Origin of the sequence: Mesomycoplasma ovipneumoniae (assembly GCF_035918255.1) — a bacterium.
GTDB classification, from domain to species: Bacteria; Bacillota_I; Bacilli_A; order Mycoplasmatales; family Metamycoplasmataceae; genus Mesomycoplasma; species Mesomycoplasma ovipneumoniae_A.
Genome location: NZ_CP142136.1, coordinates 181112 through 201551, shown reverse-complemented (window position 1 = coordinate 201551; position 20440 = coordinate 181112). Strand labels below are relative to the sequence as shown.

12 protein-coding genes are annotated in these 20440 nt (G+C 30.4%); all 12 read left to right on the top strand.

The window, feature by feature from the left end; genetic code table 4:
- Window position 1 precedes the first annotated feature (1 nt).
- Window positions 2–292 carry a YlxR family protein gene (locus U3G01_RS00810; RefSeq protein ID WP_010321493.1) on the top strand — a complete coding sequence of 97 codons (291 nt, stop codon included), beginning with the start codon at window positions 2–4 and terminating at the stop codon, window positions 290–292.
- Window positions 259–2058, top strand: a complete 1800-nt coding sequence (gene infB, locus U3G01_RS00805) for a translation initiation factor IF-2 (protein ID WP_010321492.1) — start codon at window positions 259–261, stop codon at window positions 2056–2058. The genes U3G01_RS00810 and infB overlap by 34 nt, the downstream gene beginning before the upstream one ends.
- 11 nt (window positions 2059–2069) lie before the next feature.
- Window positions 2070–2417: a ribosome-binding factor A gene (locus U3G01_RS00800; protein ID WP_255030779.1), complete on the top strand. Its 348-nt coding sequence runs from the start codon at window positions 2070–2072 to the stop codon at window positions 2415–2417.
- Between the two features lie 644 nt (window positions 2418–3061).
- The gene (dnaE, locus tag U3G01_RS00795) at window positions 3062–5995 is read left to right on the top strand and encodes a DNA polymerase III subunit alpha (protein WP_255030778.1); all 2934 of its coding nucleotides are present in this window, start codon (window positions 3062–3064) and stop codon (window positions 5993–5995) included.
- A 23-nt stretch (window positions 5996–6018) separates the two neighbouring features.
- Window positions 6019–6909, top strand: coding sequence for a 5'-3' exonuclease (locus U3G01_RS00790; protein WP_255030776.1), 891 nt, complete (start codon window positions 6019–6021; stop codon window positions 6907–6909).
- A 19-nt stretch (window positions 6910–6928) separates the two neighbouring features.
- On the top strand, window positions 6929–8545 hold the full coding sequence (locus U3G01_RS00785) for an endonuclease/exonuclease/phosphatase family protein (RefSeq protein WP_255030775.1): 1617 nt from the start codon (window positions 6929–6931) through the stop codon (window positions 8543–8545).
- Window positions 8546–8721: 176 nt separating this feature from the next.
- Window positions 8722–8958: a hypothetical protein gene (locus U3G01_RS00780; protein ID WP_255030774.1), complete on the top strand. Its 237-nt coding sequence runs from the start codon at window positions 8722–8724 to the stop codon at window positions 8956–8958.
- A 17-nt stretch (window positions 8959–8975) separates the two neighbouring features.
- The gene (locus U3G01_RS00775; RefSeq protein ID WP_255030773.1) at window positions 8976–10166 is read left to right on the top strand and encodes an endonuclease/exonuclease/phosphatase family protein; all 1191 of its coding nucleotides are present in this window, start codon (window positions 8976–8978) and stop codon (window positions 10164–10166) included.
- Window positions 10167–10202: 36 nt separating this feature from the next.
- Window positions 10203–10853, top strand: a complete 651-nt coding sequence (locus tag U3G01_RS00770) for a phosphotransferase (protein WP_255030771.1) — start codon at window positions 10203–10205, stop codon at window positions 10851–10853.
- Between the two features lie 180 nt (window positions 10854–11033).
- Window positions 11034–12953: a DNA gyrase/topoisomerase IV subunit B gene (locus U3G01_RS00765; RefSeq protein WP_069098065.1), complete on the top strand. Its 1920-nt coding sequence runs from the start codon at window positions 11034–11036 to the stop codon at window positions 12951–12953.
- Between the two features lie 709 nt (window positions 12954–13662).
- The gene (locus U3G01_RS00760; protein WP_255030769.1) at window positions 13663–16956 is read left to right on the top strand and encodes a P97 family adhesin; all 3294 of its coding nucleotides are present in this window, start codon (window positions 13663–13665) and stop codon (window positions 16954–16956) included.
- Window positions 16957–16981: 25 nt separating this feature from the next.
- Window positions 16982–20326: a P110/LppT family adhesin N-terminal domain gene (locus tag U3G01_RS00755; RefSeq protein WP_326564850.1), complete on the top strand. Its 3345-nt coding sequence runs from the start codon at window positions 16982–16984 to the stop codon at window positions 20324–20326.
- The last annotated feature ends 114 nt before the right edge of the window (window positions 20327–20440 follow it).

The window sequence follows — 20440 nt, the reverse complement described above, 5'->3', positions numbered from 1 at the left end:
AATGAAAAATCACACAAGAAAATGTATAGTTGATCAAAAAGTTTATCCTATAAATAATTTAATTAGGTTCACTTATATTAATCAAAAATTAATTATTGATAAACATTTTGATAAAAAAATTGGTGGCAGGGGCGCTTACATTTTCAATGATTATGAAAAAATTCAATTTGCGATTAAAAGAAAACTTTTTAATCGCGCTTTTAAAACAAATATTTCCCCTTTTGCTTACCAAAATTTAGCAATCGAGGTAGAAAACTTATGAAAAAACCGCAAAAACGAATCTCAAATGTAGGCGACATTAAGGCTCAACTAAAAAATGTTGAAACTAAAGTTCACAACGGCGTTTTTCTCTTTTCGGGAATAATGACAATTAGCGAACTTTCAGAAAAAATTAATGTCTCTGTTAATGAAATTATTACTTATTTTTTCAAACAAGCAAAAATGTATAATTTAAATCATAGTCTATCTGAAGATGAAATTGCCGAAGTTTGTCTTGAATTTGGACTTGATTTTAAAAAAGAAGTCCAAATTGATGCATCAAATTTCATGGAAGAAGTAAGTATTAAAGACGATTCTGATCATCTCAGCCACCGCCCTCCAATTATTACGGTTATGGGTCATGTCGATCACGGAAAAACAACACTTCTTGATTTTATTAGAAAAACTAATGTTGCAAAAAATGAGCGCGGCGGAATAACCCAACACACCGGTGCTTATCAAGTTAATTTTGAAGACAATATTATCAATTTTATTGACACACCAGGTCATGAAGCCTTTACACAAATGCGCGCGCGCGGGGCAAAAGTTACCGATATTATCGTGCTTGTTGTTGCTGCTGATGATGGAGTTATGCCTCAAACTAAAGAAGCTATCAGTCATGCTACTGCTGCAAATGTGCCTATTATTGTTTTTGTTAATAAAATGGACAAACCTAACAAAGACATTGATCGAATCAAAAATGAACTTTCAGCATTAAATATTGTCACCGAAGAATGAGGGGGAAACAATATTTTTGTCTACGGTTCGGCTCTAACTGGACAAGGAATTGATGAACTTTTTCGGTCTATTTTACTAGTTGCTGAAATACTTGAACTAAAGGCGAACAAAAATCGCTACCCAATTGGAACCGTTATTGAAGCAAAACTTCACCATAATAAAGGAACAATTGCAACTCTAATGGTGCAAAATGGAACTTTGATGGTTCGAGATTTCATTGTTGCTGGTTGTCAATACGGTCGAATTCGTTCACTTGAAGACACAAATGGTAAGCCAATTAAATTTGCTCCTCCGGGAACTCCGGTTATTGTCACAGGTCTAAATTATGTTCCTGAAGCTGGTGATAAATTTTTTGGCTTCCATGAGGAAAAATTTGCCAAACAACTTGCATTAGAAAGAAGACAATCTGAAAAACTTTCAAAAACAAAAGCCCAAACTAGTCAACAAACAAAAGAAAAAACCTTAAATATTATAATCAAAGCCGATGTAACTGGAATTGCTCAAGCTTTGCATTCAACAATTGAACAACTTGCTTCAAAACATGTTCATATTCACATTTTACACTCTGGAGTTGGGATTATTAACAAAGCTGATATTTTGCTAGCCCAAACTTCAAATTCAACTATTTACACTTTTAACCTCCAAGTTCCGCCAGCAATAAAAGCGCAAGCTAAACAAGCTCAAGTCGAAATTCGTGAGCACACTATTATTTATAAAATAGTTGATGAAATTAAAAAGCAAGTTCGAAGTATGCGTGAAATCAAATACGAACTTCAACATATTGGTACTGCTAAAATCATTGCTAAATTTTGATTCTCAAAAGTCGGTTCAATTGCCGGATGTAGCGTTGTTAGTGGAAAATTTGTTGAAAATTGCAAAATTGAATTGTGAAGAAATTCCAAATTAATTCACTCAGGAAAAATTGAATCACTTCAGCGTGATAAAAATCCTGTAAAAGAGGTAACAATTGGAAATGAATTTGGAACACACATCTACAAATTTGATGACATCGAAATAGGTGATGAACTTAAATCTTTTATTGAAGTTGAAATTGATAATTAAAGGAGAAAATTATGTCTGTTAGTCATGAAAAACGGCAAACTTATTATCACCAGTTGATTTCAAAAATTATCGACTCAAATTTTTCTGAAAGAATGCCAATTGCTGTAAATTGAGTCCGTCTTTCAGGTGATAATTCTCATCTTTTTGTCTATTTAGAGTTTGAATATGATGAAGATAAGTTTCTAGCCGAAATTATTAAAGCTGAAAAATTTATAAGACTCAAATTTGGAAATCAACTTGAAGGCTTTAAAGTTCCAGAATTACACTTTAAACTCGATCCTGTTGCAAAACGTGTCGATGAAATGGACAAAATTTTTGCCAGAATTAAATCTGAAGATGAAAGTAACGACAAAAACTAACTATTTTAAAAATTTTTCAGTGAATATAAAATATTTAAACTGCTTTTTTAGTTAAAACACTGGCAAAAATCAATTCAAGGATAAAATAACAAAAACCATAAAAAAATACAACTACTATTTAAACTCAATGTAAATAGAAAACTCGTTTTTATTTAAATTGAGCCTAAAAAAATATATGAAGTTTTGAAAGAACAATAACTAAAAGCCATAAATTTGTAGATTTCTAAACGGTCAAATTTAAGGCATTCCATTAATATTTAAAGCCATAATGGAAAAAATGGCATTATCTAAGTTTATTGTGCCAAAAACATAACTAATTCCCCCTTAATTCAATATCAAAATTTATTAATTATTCTTAGTGAGACTTATTATAACTCAAAATTTTTTTAAACCAAGCATTTTTTTTTTTTTTTTAAAAAAAGGTTAATTTTAAGATAATAAAAATTAAGATTTTAGGTCAAAAAACACGGATTTACCGGTATTTTTACGTATTTATATCCACTAAAAATGAATTTTTGTCATTAAACCGGCAAACTCAGGACTATCTATTTTAAAAAGTTTTTCAAAGAACATTCATTTATTTTTTGACATTTTTTCAAAAAATAAATGAATTTTTTTAAATTTAAAATAAAATTACTTTAAATATGAATCTAATAAATTTACACACAAGAAGCGAATATACATTTTTATCATCAACGATCAAATTAGACTCACTAATTGATTTTGCGCTCAAAAATAACTTAAAAACATTGGTGCTAACAGATTTTAACACAATGTTTGGGGTTCCAAAGTTTTACAAATTATGCAAGGAAAATGGGATTAATCCTGTAATTGGTCTTGAAATTGAAATTGAAAAATTTCATTTTATTTTGCTTGCAAAAAACTATTCAGGTTATGTTTTTTTGTCAAAAATCTCGACTAAAAAAACAAAAAATGAGAACATTTTTCTTGGGGACTTACAAAATCAAGATGATTTAATCATTATTGACCACCCCAAAAAAGGTTTTTACTGTCAAAAAAAGGTCCAATTATCAACACTTTTAGGACAAAGTAATTTAAAAAACTACTATATTGTCGAAAATAATCCCAAAATTAGCAATGCAATTTATGTCCAAGAGCGAAATGTGCTTTATGCATCAGAGAAAATTTATCTAGAAGCGCTTTACAAAATTAAAGGCGAAATTTTTGATACTGGCCAAAAATTGTACGATTTTAATGACTGAGAAGTTGAGATTGAGCCTGAAATTATCAAGAGAACAAACGCCCTAGTTGAAAATATTAAAATTGAATTTCCTAAATCTGGAATTAATTTGCCAAATTTAGATCCAACAGGCCAAAGTGATCCTGATATTATTTTAAAAAATGTTTTAATAGAAGGAATAAACAAAAAAAGATCCGAACTTGAAAATTACAACTGATCCTCAAGACTACAGTATGAATATAAAATAATTTGTGAGCTTAAATTCAGTAACTATTTTTTGATAATTTGAGATTTACTTAAATGAGCTAGAGAAAATAATATTCTAATTGGGCCAGGTCGAGGTTCGGCTTCTGGATCGCTTATTGCTTATTTATTAGATATTACCGCCGTTAATCCTTTAAAATACAACCTAATTTTTGAAAGGTTTTTGAATCCTAAACGAATTTCAATGCCCGATATTGATATTGATATTCAAGATACTCGTCGAAATGAGGTAATTGATTATCTTTTCCAAAAATACGGCCCTGAACATTGTGCGACAATTATCACTTTTTCGACACTTGCGGCCAAAAGTATTTTTCGCGATATTTCAAAAGGCTTTGGTATTCCAGAGGCTCAAATTAATAAAAATGCTAAATTAATTAGTGCAAATATGACACTGGCTCAACTTTATCAAAATACTAAGTCCGAATTTTACAAACTAATTCAAAAAGGCGACAATTTTCAAGGCCAAGACAACAGTGCAATTTACAAAAAAATCTATGAAATCAGTGTCTTTTTGGAAGGAATGCCCCGTCAGTCCTCAACTCATGCAGCAGGAATTGTGCTTTCAAAAACACCAATATCTCAGCTAGTGCCGCTTCATTATTCAAAGGAAAATCTTAATCAGATTCAGTATTCTGCTGAATTTATTGAAGATTTTTCACTTTTGAAAATTGACCTTTTAGGTTTAAAAAATTTAACTATTGTGGCAAATATTCTTGCCAAAATTAATAAAAAAGGTCGCAATTTGCAATTTAACCAGCTTCCGATCTATGATAAAAGCGCAAATAAGCTTTTATCTGAAGGAAAAACAAGCGGAATTTTCCAACTAGAATCGCCCGGAATGACAACAAGCATTAAAAAAATCGGCGTAAATTCAATTGATGACGTTGTTGCGATAATCTCACTTTATCGTCCTGGTCCAATTAAGCAAATTCCGACCTATGCAAAAAACAAAGAAAGTGGAAATTGACCTAAGTTTTTCCCGGAATATGACAAAATTCTTGAGTCAACTTTTGGAGTTATTATTTACCAAGAGCAAATTATGGAAATTTGTCAAGTTGTTGCAGGTTTTGATTTGGCTCAGGCAGATATAATTCGCGTTGCTATTTCCAAAAAAGATGAATCAAAACTGGAACAAATTAAGAAACACTTCCTTGAAGGAGGTGCTAAATTAGGCCGTGATCCTAAATTAGTCTCTGAAATTTATGATAAAATTTATGAATTTGCTGACTATGGTTTTAATAAAGCCCACGCGGTTGCCTATGCAAATTTAGCCTATAAAATGGCTTATTTAAAAGCTAAATTTCCCCTTTATTTTTTTGCCGAACTTATTTCAAATGAAAATGGTGCTCACGCAAATATTAAAAAATATGCCCAAGAAGCACAAAATTTTGGAATTCAGATTTTGCAGCCAAATATTAACTTTTCGTCCCACATGGCGACTTATTCTGAACAAAATAACACGATTTACCTCCCACTTTTAATGATAAAAGGTCTTGGAACAATCGCAATTAAATCAATTATTGACGAACGCCAAAAAAATGGAAAATATAAGTCTTTCCTTGATTTTATAAGACGAATGAAAATAATTAATTTTTCAAAAGTTGCAATTGAAAAATTAATTTTTGCAAATTCACTAAAAGAATTTGCAAATCAAGAAACATTAGCTCATAATTTAGATTTACTTTGAAATCATGCCACTTTAGTCTTAACTGACAAAGACGGAAATTTGGTTGCGCTTGAAAATAATAGCGAAACTGAATCAAATTTGCTTGAAAAACTACCTTATAATGAAGATGAAAACTACAAAAATGAAATAAAATATCTGGGAATGTCTTTTATTGAAAAAAAACAGACACAAGTTGTTACAAATCAAATTCCACTTAAAGATTTAAGACCTAATAATGAATATTTATTATATCTTGAGTTGAAAAAAGTAAAAGAACGCCTTATAAATAACGCCTTTACACTTTATTATCTAACTCTAACAGATGGAGAAACGACAATTGTGGCCTATTCAAGCAACCCAGATTATTCTTCCCTTGAGTTAGGAAAAAATTATAAATTTAAATTATTTCTAACAGATAAGGGAAAATATAAAATAATAAAATAAATTGAAGAATAAAGTTGACAATTATGAATAAAAAAATTTTGCTAATTGATGGAAATTGACTTGCTTTTAAGTCATTTTTTGCTGGATACTACGGGAATCAGCTAATTAATTCTAAAGGTGATATGACTTTTGCAGTTCATATTTTTTTTAATAGTGTTTTTAAATTAATTAAACTTGTTGAGCCAAACAATATCTATTTTGCCTTTGATTTTGGCTCAACAACAAATCGTCACCAAAGCTATCCTGATTACAAAAAAGGTAGACAAAAACCGCCTGAATCTTTATTTCTCCAAATAGATATAATCAAAAAAATCCTTAGTTTATCAGGGTTTTTTTGATCACAGGACAGCGAATTTGAGGCTGATGATTTAATTGCATCTATGCAAAAAATAATCAGAAATACCGATCCTGAAATAGAAATTTTCATTTTTAGTTCAGATCAAGATTTACTACAATTAGTTGATAAAAAAACAACTATTATTAATAAAATTAAAAATAATTCTATTAATGCAATTAATTTGAAAAATTTTCAACAAAATTTTGGGATTAACCCCGACCAAATTGTTGATTTTAAAGTTTTAGCGGGTGATAGTTCTGATAATATTAAGATAATTGATGGCCTAGGAGCAAAAGGCGCAATAAAATTACTTGAAAAATATAAAAATGTAGATAACATTTTGGAAAATCTTGATAAAATAAGTACAAAATTATCAAAACAAATCGAGGAAAAAAGGGACAAAATATTGTTTTTTAAAGATTTTATTAGATTGAATGATGGTGCTAAATTTAATTTTGATATTTTTGAAAATTTAAATATCAAAATTTGTCCTGATTTACTAAACATTTTAAATGAACTTGAGTTAAAAAAAGTTAGTGATGCTCTAATTGAATTATCGAAAAAGGAAATTAATTAACAAAAAAATTTAATCTAAAATGAAAAAAGCTATTTTATTCCCACTTATTTTCGCAGGATCGGCGGCAGCTGTTGGTGCTGGTACATATTTTATTTATAGTTCATCTACCGGAGAACAAAATGGAACGGGAATTATTATAAATAAAAGTGAAACTCCACCTCAAAAAGACTTGCCAGCTTCAACTGATGAGGCTCAAAATCAAAATCAAGAACAAAGTCAAGAACCTGAAAAAAATGTAGAAAAAAACTTGACCGCTTCGGTTGATGAGACTCAAAAGCAAGAGCAAAATCAAGAAAGAAGCCAAGAACCTGAAAAAAATGTAGAAACAGACTTGTCTGATTCGGTTGAAGAGGTTCAAAAGCAAGACCAAAATCAAGAAAAAACCCAAGAACCTGAAAAAAATCTGGGAAAAGATTTGACCACTTCGGTTAATGAGGCTCAAAAACAGAACCAAAATCAAGAAAAAACCCAAGAACCTGAAAAAAATGTAGGAAAAAACTTGACCGCTTCGGTTGATGAGACTCAAAAGCAAGAGCAAAATCAAGAACAAAGTCAACAACCTGAAAAAAATGTAGAAAAAGAATTGTCGACCCCGATCGACGAGACTCAAAAGCAAGAGCAAAATCAAGAACAAAGTCAAGAACCTGAAAAAAATTTGCAAAAAGATAATAACCAATCAATTCGCGTAGGTTTTTGAAACATTCTAAAATACACAAATAAAGGAAAAGATCCAAATAGCGCCAAAACTTATGCTCTTGCCGCTGTTATAAATTCTTCTGGAAGTGATATTGTCGGTCTTGCTGAAATTGCTCTATCCGGTGATGGGACTGATATTATAAAAGAACTTGAAGAATTAAATCCCTCTGCTAGTTGAAAACAAATAACTACTGGCAAGTATGGTAAAGCAAACCAACAAGAAAAATACACTTTTTTATATAAGTCTTCACTTCTTGAAACAATAAATTTTGAGGGAAATTCTAACCCTTACTTAATTCAAGAAGGTATAAACTTAAAGGAATGAGCGCGACCGGTTGCGGCTGTTAAATTTCAAACTAAAACCAATATTAAAAACGATTTTACTTTAGCAGTTGGTCATTTTGATGCCCCAGGTGCATATAATAAAAAGTCTAATAAAAAGCGTAATGAAAAAGCTGATTCTGAAGCTTCTAATCAAGGCGAACAAGAAGCAAATGAAGCTCGTGATTTAGTTAATGTTTTAACCCAAATTGACCAAAAAGATGGACCAAATAATGAAATAATCTTCATGGGTGACACAAATATTTATGGTAAAAACACCGAAAAATTATTTAAGTCAACATTAGAGTCATACCAATCGCTTCTTCATAAAGATGAAAAAACAAGCTTATCTTCTGAGTTTGGTAAATATGCAAATTCTTTTGACAAAATTTTTTATAAAGGCGATTTAAAGACAAAAAATGCACAAAAATACGACTTATTTCCAATTTTTGAGAAAAATATAGTTGATTTAGAAAGATATGACCAAATGCGAGAGCAGGATAAAAGATTAATGAATTATAAATCTGGCGATCCAAAAGATGTAAAAAGAATTAAGGGAATTTCAGATCATACAATGGTTTATTTTGACCTTGAATTAAGTGAATCTGACAAAAATTAAAATAGATCAATTTTTTCAAAATTAATCAAAAAAACCTATGAATTTTAGCGTTTTTCGTCCAAATATTAGTGCATTGATAAAAAATCCAAACTTAATTTATTGTGGTTTACATAATTGTACTTTTATTGCTTTTTATCAAGTAAATTAGTAGAAAATATAAAAATGTAGATAACATTTTGGAAAATCTTGATAAAATTATTACAAAATTATCAAGACAAATCGAGGAAAAAAGGGACAAAATATTGTTTTTTAAAGATTTTATTAGATTGAATGATGGTGCTAAATTTAATTTTGATATTCTTCAAAATTTAAATATCAAAATTTGTCCTGATTTACTAAACATTTTAAATGAACTTGAGTTAAAAAAAGTTAGTGATGTTCTAATTGAATTATCTAAAGAGGAAATTAATTAATAAAAATTTAATCTAAAATGAAAAAAACTGTTTTATTGCCGCTTATTCTTGTAGGATCGGCCGCTGCTATTGGTACTGGTGCATATTTTATTTATACTTCATCTACCGGAGATCAAAATGGAACCGGAATTATTATAAATAGTGATCAAACATCACCTCAAAAAGGCTTATCAACTTCGACTGATGACACACAAAAACAAAACCAAAATCAAGAAAAAACCCAAGAACCTGAAAAAAATCAGGCAAAAGATAATATCCAATCAATTCGCGTTGGTTTTTGAAACGTTTTAAATTACACAAATAAATCAAAAAAAAATACAAATACCGCCAAAACTTATGCTCTTGCTAATGTTATAAATTCCTCCGGAAGTGATGTTGTTGGTCTTGCCGAAATTACTTCAACTGGTGATGGGACTGATATTGCAAAAGAACTTGAAAAATTAAATCCCTCTGCTGGTTGAAAACAAATAACTACTGACAAATATGGGAAACCAAACCAACAAGAAAAATACACTTTTTTATATAAGTCCTCGCTTCTTGAAACAATAAATTTTGAGGGAAGTTCTAACCCTTACTTAATTCAAGATGGAAAAAATTTGACATGAGCTCGGCCAGTTGCCGCTGTTAAATTTCAAACTAAAACTAATATTAAAAATGATTTTACTTTAGCAATCGGTCATTTTGATGCCCCAGGAGCAAGTAGTAATCGTAATGAAAAAGCCGATTCTGAAGCTCGTAATCAAGGAGAACAAGAAGCAAATGAAGCTCGTGATTTAGTTAATGTTTTAGCTCAAATCGACGAAAAAGATGGACCAAATAATGAGATAATCTTCATGGGCGACACAAACATTCGCACTGAAAACACCGATAAATTATTTAAATCAACATTAGTGTCATACCGTTTGCTCCTTGATAAAGATGAAAAAACAAGTTTATCTTCTAAAGATTTTGGTGAATATGCAAATTCTTATGACAAAATTTTTTATAAAGGCGATTTAAAAACAAAAAATGCACAAAAATACGAATTGTATTCAATTTTTGAGAAAAATACAGTCAATTTAGAAGAATATGACAAAATGCGCAAGCAAGATGGCAGATCAGTAAAATATAAACTTGACGATCCAAAAGATATAAATAGAATTAGGGGAATTTCAGACCATACAATGGTTTATTTTGACCTTGAATTAAGCGAATCTGATAATGATTAAAATAGGTCAATTTTTTCTAATTAATCAAAAAAACCTATGAATTTCAGCGTTTTTCCACAAAATATTACTGCATTGATAAAAAATCCAACCTTGATTTACTGTGGTTTACATAATTGTACTTTTATTGCTTTTTATCAAGGCCAAAAAGTACAAATTCGAATAGCAAAAAATAATTTTGTTGATTGACAAAATGAAAAAAATTTCATTCAAAATGATCCAAATTTTCTTTTTTATCAAAAGGGAAATTACATTAAAAAATGGATTGAAGGACAAATTTTAGACTCAGAAAACTTAGATTTTTATATTAAAAAGTTATTTACTGAACTTTCAAAGTTTCATCAACAAAACAATCAAAAAATTACGAAATTTGACTGACAAATTAACGAAATTAACGATGAAAAATACAAAAAACTAGTCCAAAAATATCAATTTGATCCTCAAGTAATTTGTCATAATGATTTACAGTTTAAAAATATTATTGTTTCTAAAACAAATCTTTATTTTATTGATTTCGAATGAGTTAGGTACAATAATCCTTATTTTGATTATGTTTCTTTGCATCTAAATTTAGGAATTTCCGCTGATAAAATCATTGAATTTTTTGGTCTCAGCGCTGAAAAATTCAGTGATTTTGTATATTTATACAAGATTTTTACAAACTTTTGAAATAAAAAGTGGTATGCTTAGCATTAATTGTACCCACCTCTTTTTATAGTTAAATTTGAATTTTTAAGCTGATTTTGATACTATTTTTTCTTATTTTTTAACCTATTTTTAAAATTTTTAATTAAAAAGTAGGTTAAAAAAACTTACGTTTTTTGCTTTTTATGGTAAAATTTTAACGTAACTTGTCGGAGAAAAAATATAATGTCAAAAGATTATCAAGCTGAAAATATTGTTGTTTTAGAAGGTTTAGAAGCTGTTCGCAAACGACCTGGAATGTATATTGGTGGAACTGGAATTAACGAATTGCACCATTTAGTTTGAGAAGTCGTTGACAATGCTGTTGATGAAGCACTTGCTGGTTTTGCATCTAAAATCATCTTAACAATTATAGATGATAATACAATAAGCGTTGAGGATAACGGGCGTGGAATTCCGGTTGGAATTCACCCAAAACACGGTGTTTCGGCTGCTGAAGTTGTTTTTACCGTTCTTCATTCAGGTGGAAAATTTGACGGAAAATCCTATAAAGTTTCAGGTGGACTACATGGAGTTGGTGCCTCTGTTGTTAATGCTTTAGCTAAAAATTTAAAAGTTTATATTAAACGTGATGGCAAGTTGTGGTTTCAAGAATATGTAAATGGTGGCCAAAAACTTGCTGACTTAAGCCCAATTGCTGACTTAGAAAAAAATGAAACAGGAACAACTATTATTTTCCAGCCCGACTTTGAAATTTTGGAAAAAAACAATTTTCAACTTTTAACAATCGTAAATCGTATTAAAAACACAGCCTACTTGACTCAAGGAATTGAGTTTGTAATTAACGACAAAAGAAACGGATTTAATCAAAGTTTTTGCTATAATGGCGGAATTCGTGATTATGTTTCTGATCTTAGCAAGGATTTTGAAAAAGTTAGTGACAAAATAATTTATGCTGAAGGTGAATTTGAGCACAATGATGAAATTATTAAAGTCGAAGTTGCCCTAAATTATATAAGTGAAGATCACGAACAAATTAAATCATACACAAATAATATTCACAATATCGAAGGTGGAACTCACGAACTGGGACTATCAGACTCACTTTTAAGAATTTTAAATAATTATGCAATTAATAATAAATTTATTAAATCTGAAGCGGACAAATTCGACAAACAAGATATAAAAGACGGTCTAATTGCAATTATTTCTGTTAAACATACAAACCCTATTTTTGAGGGTCAAACAAAAGCAAAACTAAATAACAAAGAAGTTCGTCCACTTGTAAACAAAACTCTAAGCACTGTTCTTGAACGGTTTTTAGCCGAAAATCCAGAAAATGCCGATAAAATCATTAAAAGAAATCTGCTAGCTCAAAAAGCAGCGCGGGCAGCTAAGTCTGCTCGCGAAGCAGTAAAGCGTAAATCAGCCTTTGATGTAGGAACGCTGCCAGGAAAACTTGCTGACTGTTCAACAAAAGATCCCCAAATTGCCGAATTATATATAGTTGAGGGGAACTCAGCTGGTGGGAGTGCCAAAATGGGTCGCGATCGTAATTTTCAAGCAATTTTACCTTTGCGAGGAAAAGTGATTAACTCACAACGTTTTCAACTTGAAAAAGTTTTGCGCAATGAAGAAATTATTTCAATGATCACCGCTTTTGGTACTGGGGTTGGTCCTGAATTTAATATTAGTAAAATTAGATACCAAAAAATTATAATAATGACTGATGCTGATTCAGATGGATCTCATATTCGTTCATTGCTTTTGACATTTTTGTTCCGTTATTTTAAAAAGTTAATTGAATATGGCTTTGTATATATTGCAATTCCACCTTTATATAAAATTTCTTACAATAAAAAGATCGAATATGCCTATAATGATGCCGAAAAAGAAGCTATTTTAAGTAAAATTAGTGGCGAAAATCCTAAATTTAATATACAAAGATACAAAGGGCTTGGAGAAATGAATCCTGAACAACTTTGAGAAACAACAATGGATCCAAAAACCCGTCGAATGACACAAGTTCAAATTCATAATATCCAAGAAGTAGCCCAAATTTTTGACTCCCTAATGGGCACAGATGTAACTTTGCGTAAAATTTTTATCGAAGAAAATGCCCAATATGCAAAAATTGACGTTTAATTTTTGCATATTGTCAAAAAAAGATAAAAGCTAAAATTTTAACTTAAAAAGTAAAATTATGAAATTTTTAAACTACTTTTTAGTTTAAAACACTAACAAAAATCATAAAAAAACAAAAAAACAACTACTATTTAAACTCAATTTAAATAGAAAACTCGTTTTTATTTAAATTGAGCCTAAAAAAATATGTGAAGTTTTGAAAGAGCCATAATTAAAAGCCATAAATTTGTAGATTTCTAAACGGTCAAATTTATGGCATTCCATCATATTTAAAAACATAATGGAAAATTCGCAATATCTAATTTTTAGCCAAAAAACATAACTAATTCCTCCTTAATTCAATACAAAATTTATTAATTATTCTTAGTGAGTCATATTATAACAGAATTTTTTCTTAGACCAAGCATTTTTTTTTTTTTTTTGCAAAAGGTTAATTTAAATTAATAAAAATTAAGATTTTAGTACAAAAAACACGGATTTAGCGGTATTTTTGCATATTTGTATTCACTAAAAAGTGAATTTTTGCTATCAAACTGTCAAAACCAGGAAAAAAAGATAAAAGCTAGAACGTGATTTTTTCTAGTTTTTATCTTTTTTTATTTTTTTTGGTGAAAATTAGTATAATTACTATATACTATTATAAAAATAAACTTAGTTTTTAATTTAAACTATTTGTTTTTTTATTTTTAGCACAACATAGGAGGTTTCTATGAACAAATTATCAAAATCCAAGACCCTTTTGCTGGTGGGGACTTCGGGACTTATTGGAATTGGTGTTATCGGACTGACAATCGGTCTTACATTAAATATAAAATATAATGCCGAAAATCCAAGAACTCAAGTAAATCAGTTTGCATCTCGAGTTTCAAATTTGGCCTTTAATTTAGGTGCTTTTCACTCTGACTCAGATTATAATGCTGTAAAAACAACACTTTTAGATGGAAACAATAAAATTAAAAATGCCGAAAATGCTCTTGAATCCTTTTCTTTTTTTGAGAAAAAGGATGGGAATTTAGAAAAACTAGACTTTTCTGACTCAGAATTTTCTGATGCAAAAATTAGTTACCAAATTCTAGAAATTCTCCCAGATGATGCTAACCAAAATTTTAAAGTCAAATTTCAAGCTACTCAAAAATTACAAAATGGCGATGTTGCAAAATCTGACATTTATGAACAAGTTGTTTCTTTTGTCAAAGAATCAACTATTTTAATTGCCGAATTTAATTTTTCCTTACAACAAATTACCAACAGACTTAGTGAGCAAGTTAAAAATTTAGTTTCTGCTAGAGTCTCAAATTTTAGCGACCAAAATTTAACTACTTCAAATCCTACAGATCCTAGCATAATTAGACCAGTTGATTTTCAACATGACTTAAATAAATCAAAAGACTCAAAAGAATTTGGCGCAAAAATTAGCTCATATTTTCCTTCACTTACTAATTTATTAGTTCAACTCAAAAGTTCACAAGAAAACAAACTTCCAAATTCAATTGATACAATTTTTGATTTTGATTTTGCACGTGATAGGTCAAATGGTCAATTTGTTAGCCTTCAAAATCAAGTTCCTTCATTCTTTTTACAAGCAACTCTTACTTCAACTGCTAGACAAATGCTTGACTCAAGTTCAAGTTTTACACCGGTTGTAAGTGCAGTTAAATTAGAAAAAAGCAATAATGGTTCTTATTTTTTAGATTACTCAGATTTTTTTGATAATTTAAATTTGAAAAATTTAACAAAAACTGACTTAAAATCAACTATGGGCAACAAGCTTGCCGTTGAGTTTTTAGCCAAAATTAAATCTGGATTTTTTAGTGATCCAACTCAGCGCTCAGAAAGTGCAAAGTCAGAAATTTTAGAACTTTTAACTGACAAAAAAATTCCTTTTGATTTTGGAAAGTTTGGTCAAAAATTTAAAAACCACAACACAAGTGACACTCTTAAAGTTTCTTTTGATCCTTTAGAAGCAAAAATTGATGCAACTGATAAGACTAAAGTTTTAATTCCTTATTCAATTTCAGTTAATAATCAATTTTTCATGCCAAGCAATACTCCTCTCGAAATTAGTCAAAAAACTGGAACTCTAGAAATTAGCGGACTTAAACAATTAGAAAACTTAGGTCAATTAAATAGCGATATTTTTAAAAATCGCTATTTAGAAGGACTTGGAAAAGAAAACAAACAAAAACAAGCAGTTTTTGATCAATATGGACTAGGAATCAGATCATCTTCACGTAAAGTTGCAAAAGAAGAAATTGAAGCTCTTTTTGGAACCAGTCCAAAAACCAATGAAATTCGCAACATTTTAGAAAGTAATTACGATTTAGACTTTGGATCTTATGTTTCTTTATTAGACTCTTGAGTTGGAAAAATTAAACACCCAAGTTTATCAGACATTCAAAGACTAACTAAAGACGAGACTCAATCAACTAGAACTGCGGGAGTTTCAAGTATAGAATCTCGTAATTTTTTCCGTGACGGACACCAAGTTGCTAGTTTTTTCCAAGATTTACTAACAAAAAATAGAAAAACACTCCTTGAAACAGTTTTTGAACTAACCAAAAGATGAGGGCTTATTGATGAAGAAAGTCAAATACCTCAAAGTCTTTTAAATTCTAAAGACAATATTTTTGAAGAAGCAAATAAAATTAGTTTAACTTCAACTCCAGGCGAAATCAAAAAACTTTCATTCAATAGTTTATGAAGAGATACCGAAGGTATCGGTTTTTATGGAACTTTGGTTCTGCCAACAAGTATTAAAAATGAACTTGGAAACAAAAAAGATGACTCATCAATTTTTGACTATCTAAAAAGTCAAAAAGTAATGACTAAATCAAATGAGTCTACAACTAATACAGAAAATTATGCAAAATTTGAAAAATTTGGCGATGTTTTATTAGCATTTTTCCTAAAAGCTGGTCAGTTTGACAACTTTAAGGCTTGAGCAAAACTTGATGACAATTTAAAATATACACTTGAATTTACCAAAGAAGCTGAACAAGAAAAAGATGCAGTTTCTAAACAAATTGAAGAATTAGGTAAAAAAGCTGAAGGGACTCCAAACCAAGGCAAAAAAGCAGAAGGTGCACAGAACCAAGGTAAAAAAGCTGAGGGAGCTCAGAACCAAGGCAAAAAAGCTGAGGGAGCACAAAACCAAGGTAAAAAAGCAGAAGGTGCACAAAACCAAGGTAAAAAAGCTGAAGGGGCACAAAACCAAGGCAAAAAAGCTGAAGGGGCACAGAATCAAGGTAAAAAAGAGCAAGTTTTACCTGTTAAATTTAGCTTCAAACTCGAATCCAACGACGGAAGTATATTAAATGTTAAAACTCCAGATATAAAAGTATTTCTAGAACTCGAGAATGACGAAATCTATAAAAATAAAAAAGAAATTAACGAACTAGATAAAGCTGTTGTTCAACTTCAAAGCCAATTTAGAGAAACTAGTCTTAACTCAAGTACTTATTCAAGTTTAACTTTTCCAAAAAAAGCTGAAGGTTCTCAAAACCAAGGTAAAAAAGTTGAAGGAGCACAAAACCAAGGCAAAAAAGCCGAAGGAGCACAAAACCAAGGCAAAAAAGCCGAAGGAGCACAAAACCAAGGCAAAAAAGCCGAAGGAGCACAAAACCAAGGCAAAAAAGCCGAAGGAGCACAAAACCAAGGTAAAAAAGTTGAAGGTGCGCAAAATCAAGGCAAAGCTGATGACACAAATAGCCTTACAAGTTATCTTCCTGAATTAGGAAAACAAGTTGACCAATACCTCTCAACCCATTTTAAAGATAAAAATTATAAAACCCTAGTTGAATCAATTACTGACTCATTTGACAAAACTACTAAAAGTCTACTTTTTGTTTTAGTAAAAGATGGTTCTGGTACGGGCGCAAGTTCATCTTCATCTTCATCTTCAACAGGTACTCAACACAGATCAACTCTAAAAGTTAGAATTACTATTAATAAATCTGAAACTACCGCTTCAACAACAACACCAACTGTCAGTAGCAGCAGCTAAATAATTTTCAAAATAGGAGAACAAAATGAAACTATTAAAGAAGCCTTTTTGATTAGTATCAACAATTTTAGGATCAGCAATTGCATTAAGCGCTGTTATTGGGATCCCATTAGGTCTAAAAGCGTATAATAATTCTTATTATTCATTTTTAAATGAAAGTCCAACCGAGCACACACTTGCAAGTACAGGTAGTGTTTCAAACGAACAATTTAATACAATTGTCGCAAATTTAAAAATTAACCCAAATGTTGCTAATATTTCCGCAAAAACTGCTCTTGCAGCAGCCAAAAGTAGACTTTATCAATTTGACTTAAGTTCAAGTTTTGATTTTGGCGATCTAAAATCAAAAAACTATCAAATTAGTTTTAATTTTGAAAATGCGGTTGCTGAAGGTAATTCAATTAAAAATGTTGTAGTTTTTGCCCGTTCAGAAAAAGACCAAATAACTTACTCAAGACAAATTGAACTCAAAGGTTTTGCAGCTAGCGATCAAGCTAGTGGTGATCTTGATAAATTTCAAGTTGATGAATCAAAATCTTTTATTGATGTATCAAGAAGCAATCTTTTACAATCAGAATTCCAAAATAAATTAGCAACAAATTTCCAAAACTCAACAAGTATTTCCAATAATTTTTCAAAACTTGAAAGCACACTGGCTTCTTCTGGAGCTAGTCTTAGTCTTTATAATTCTTTAGATGAGCCAATTTTCTTGGATAGTGATTATAGTCTTGAAGTTGTTGTTGATTCTAAAAGTCAATTATCTTTTTCACAAAAAGATAAAAAATTATTTTTAGAACTTAATTTAGTTAATAAAAAAGATAACAAAACTAAAAAATTAAGTCTTGAAATCCGTGGTTTAATTGATCCTGAAGAGTTCAAATCAACCCTTATGACTTGACTTCAAGATCATTTTAGTTCAAACATTAAAATGAAAAAAGCTCTTCAAGAAGCGCTAATCAAAGACAAAACCACATTAGTTGATTTTTTATACAATCAAAAATCAGGAACAAATACTGCAAGTGTTATTAAAAAACCAGTTAGTGAACTTTTTGAAATTGACTTAAGCCACTTAAATCCAAGAACAAAATTTGGGACTTTTGAACTTAGCAAAATAGAACCAAAACTTTTAGATACAACCAAAATTAGCCAAGCAGATCAACAAACACTTCTTAAAGATAAAAAAGTTCGCTTTGAATTTGATATTGACTTTAGTCGTCAAGGCAACGAATTAGCACAAAAAACAAGTGTTTATCTTGATGTAGTTGTTGATTTAAATAAATACGAGCAAGCCTTAGGGCAACTTCTTGGATCAGTTAATTCAGTTCAACAATTTAGCCTTAAAAATCAAACCGGCTCACGAACACTTTCAACTAATGAAATTACGGATATAGTTGACAAACTTTTTGAGCTAGCAAAAACTACTACCAATTTAGAAAATCCTAGCGATGAAGTTGTTACAAATGTATTTTTACTTGACAATGGTAGATACCCAACAAGTACTGAAATTGCAAAATCAAAAGAAGAACTTAAAAAAGTAATACAAGAAGCTAAATCAAAAGCTAATTCAAGTAGCACACAATCTGTAAATGTTTCTAATTTTGCTGAAGAAGGACAAACTACAACTGCAGCTACTGGTTCAGGTACTGGTGATTCAGCTTCAACTACAACTTCTGAATCAGCACCTACTGCAACTCCTAATTCAACCCCTGATTCAGCAAAAATTGGGACTAATGTTTGGACAACAATAAACACAGCTTCAATTTATGGTCTTAATGATGCAAAAGTTGAATACCAAATTAAAGCTCAAGAAGATCACCAATTAGTTTTTAACTTTAAATTAGTTTCAACTAATGATGAATCAAAAGTTCTTGCTTCTTCCAAAATGGTTGTTAATAATGTTATTAATTCTGATAAATCAGCTTATGATATTATTAAAAAATATAACCCTTCCTTATTTTTAGATCCAGTTAGTTTAGAAATTAATGAAAAAGATGGTAAAGTTAATTTATTTGACCCTGAAAACAGAAGATTAGCTTTCCAATCTGAAAAAGCAAGAAGAACCACTTCTGGACTTGAGCTTACAAAACCTTTAAAATGACAAAATACTCGAGCTGAAGCGACAAAAACAGAAGCAACAAAAACTGAGGCGACTAAGCCAGTAGCAACCAAACCAGTGGCTTCAAAACCTGAAGCATCAAAAACAGAAGCCACAAAACCTGTTGTCACAAAACCAGAAGCTACAAAAACAGTAGCGGCTAAACCAACGGTGACTCCAAAACCATTTTCACGTGTTGATTCAGGTGCGGTTTATTTAGCTTTTAGCGCCAAAGGTATTTCTGATGGAAAACAACACTATCTTTTATCAGACAAAGACGGAAAAGGAATTTTTATCCAAAAACTTGATTCAAGTGAGGGTCAAAAACCGGTTTATGTCATCGGAATGGATTATAAACAGCTTTCAAATTATGTTTATTTAAAACAACAATTTGGCAGCAAACAAGGCAAATTTAGCGCATTTCAGTCAATTTTTGGTGGTTATGCTGAATTATTAAAAACTCTTGACAAACAACAAGTTCTAGTTACATCAGGAATTTCTAGAAACAAAACTACAACCGGAAGTAACCGTTCTACTAATCCGCAATTAAAACCTTCTTCATACTTGTACGATTCATGAGACGGACTTGGTTTATTCCCTAGTCCAACCCCAAAAATATTTTTTGAAAAAACCGAGATTTTTGTTGACAAAACAACCAAACCAACAGTTCCAACAATAAATGACACTGCAAATAACGTCTATTTTACCCAATCTTTTTACTCACCAAAAGAAGAAACTGATATTGAAAAAAATAAAAATTTAATTGAAGAAGATGCAAATCTTTTATTAGAAATAATAAAAACCCCTTTTTCAATAACCTTAAGTTTATATTCTTCAAACAGTCAGGATCCTAAAAATTACAAAGAAGTTGGCGATGTTATTTATAATATCGACCCTTCAAAAACTTGAAATCCTTTCCCAAACTACTTTAATTTAGATTGAGATCAAATAGGACCAGCTGAACCAGCGCCTACAACTCCAAAAGAACCAGCGCCTACAACTCCAAAAGAACCAGCGCCTACAACTCCAAAAGAACCAGCGCCTACAACTCCAAAAGAACCAGCGCCTACAACTCCAAAAGAACCAGCGCCTACAACTCCAAAAGAACCAGCGCCTACAACTCCAAAAGAACCAGCGCTTGAGAGCAAATCTCAATCTACAATTACATTAAAAGCTTTTGCTGTTTTTGATCATCCTGATTTTACAAATGGTAAAACCTCTAGTGCTCGTCAAGAAATAGTTGATGCATTTATTGACGCCTACATTAAAAAATAGTTTTTATTAAAGTTAATCAAAAAAACCTATGAATCCATAGGTTTTTTTGATTTCTAAGAAAGAAAAAGTTAAAAATTCTAAAATCAAATTTAAATTCTTTATCTCTAAATTTAT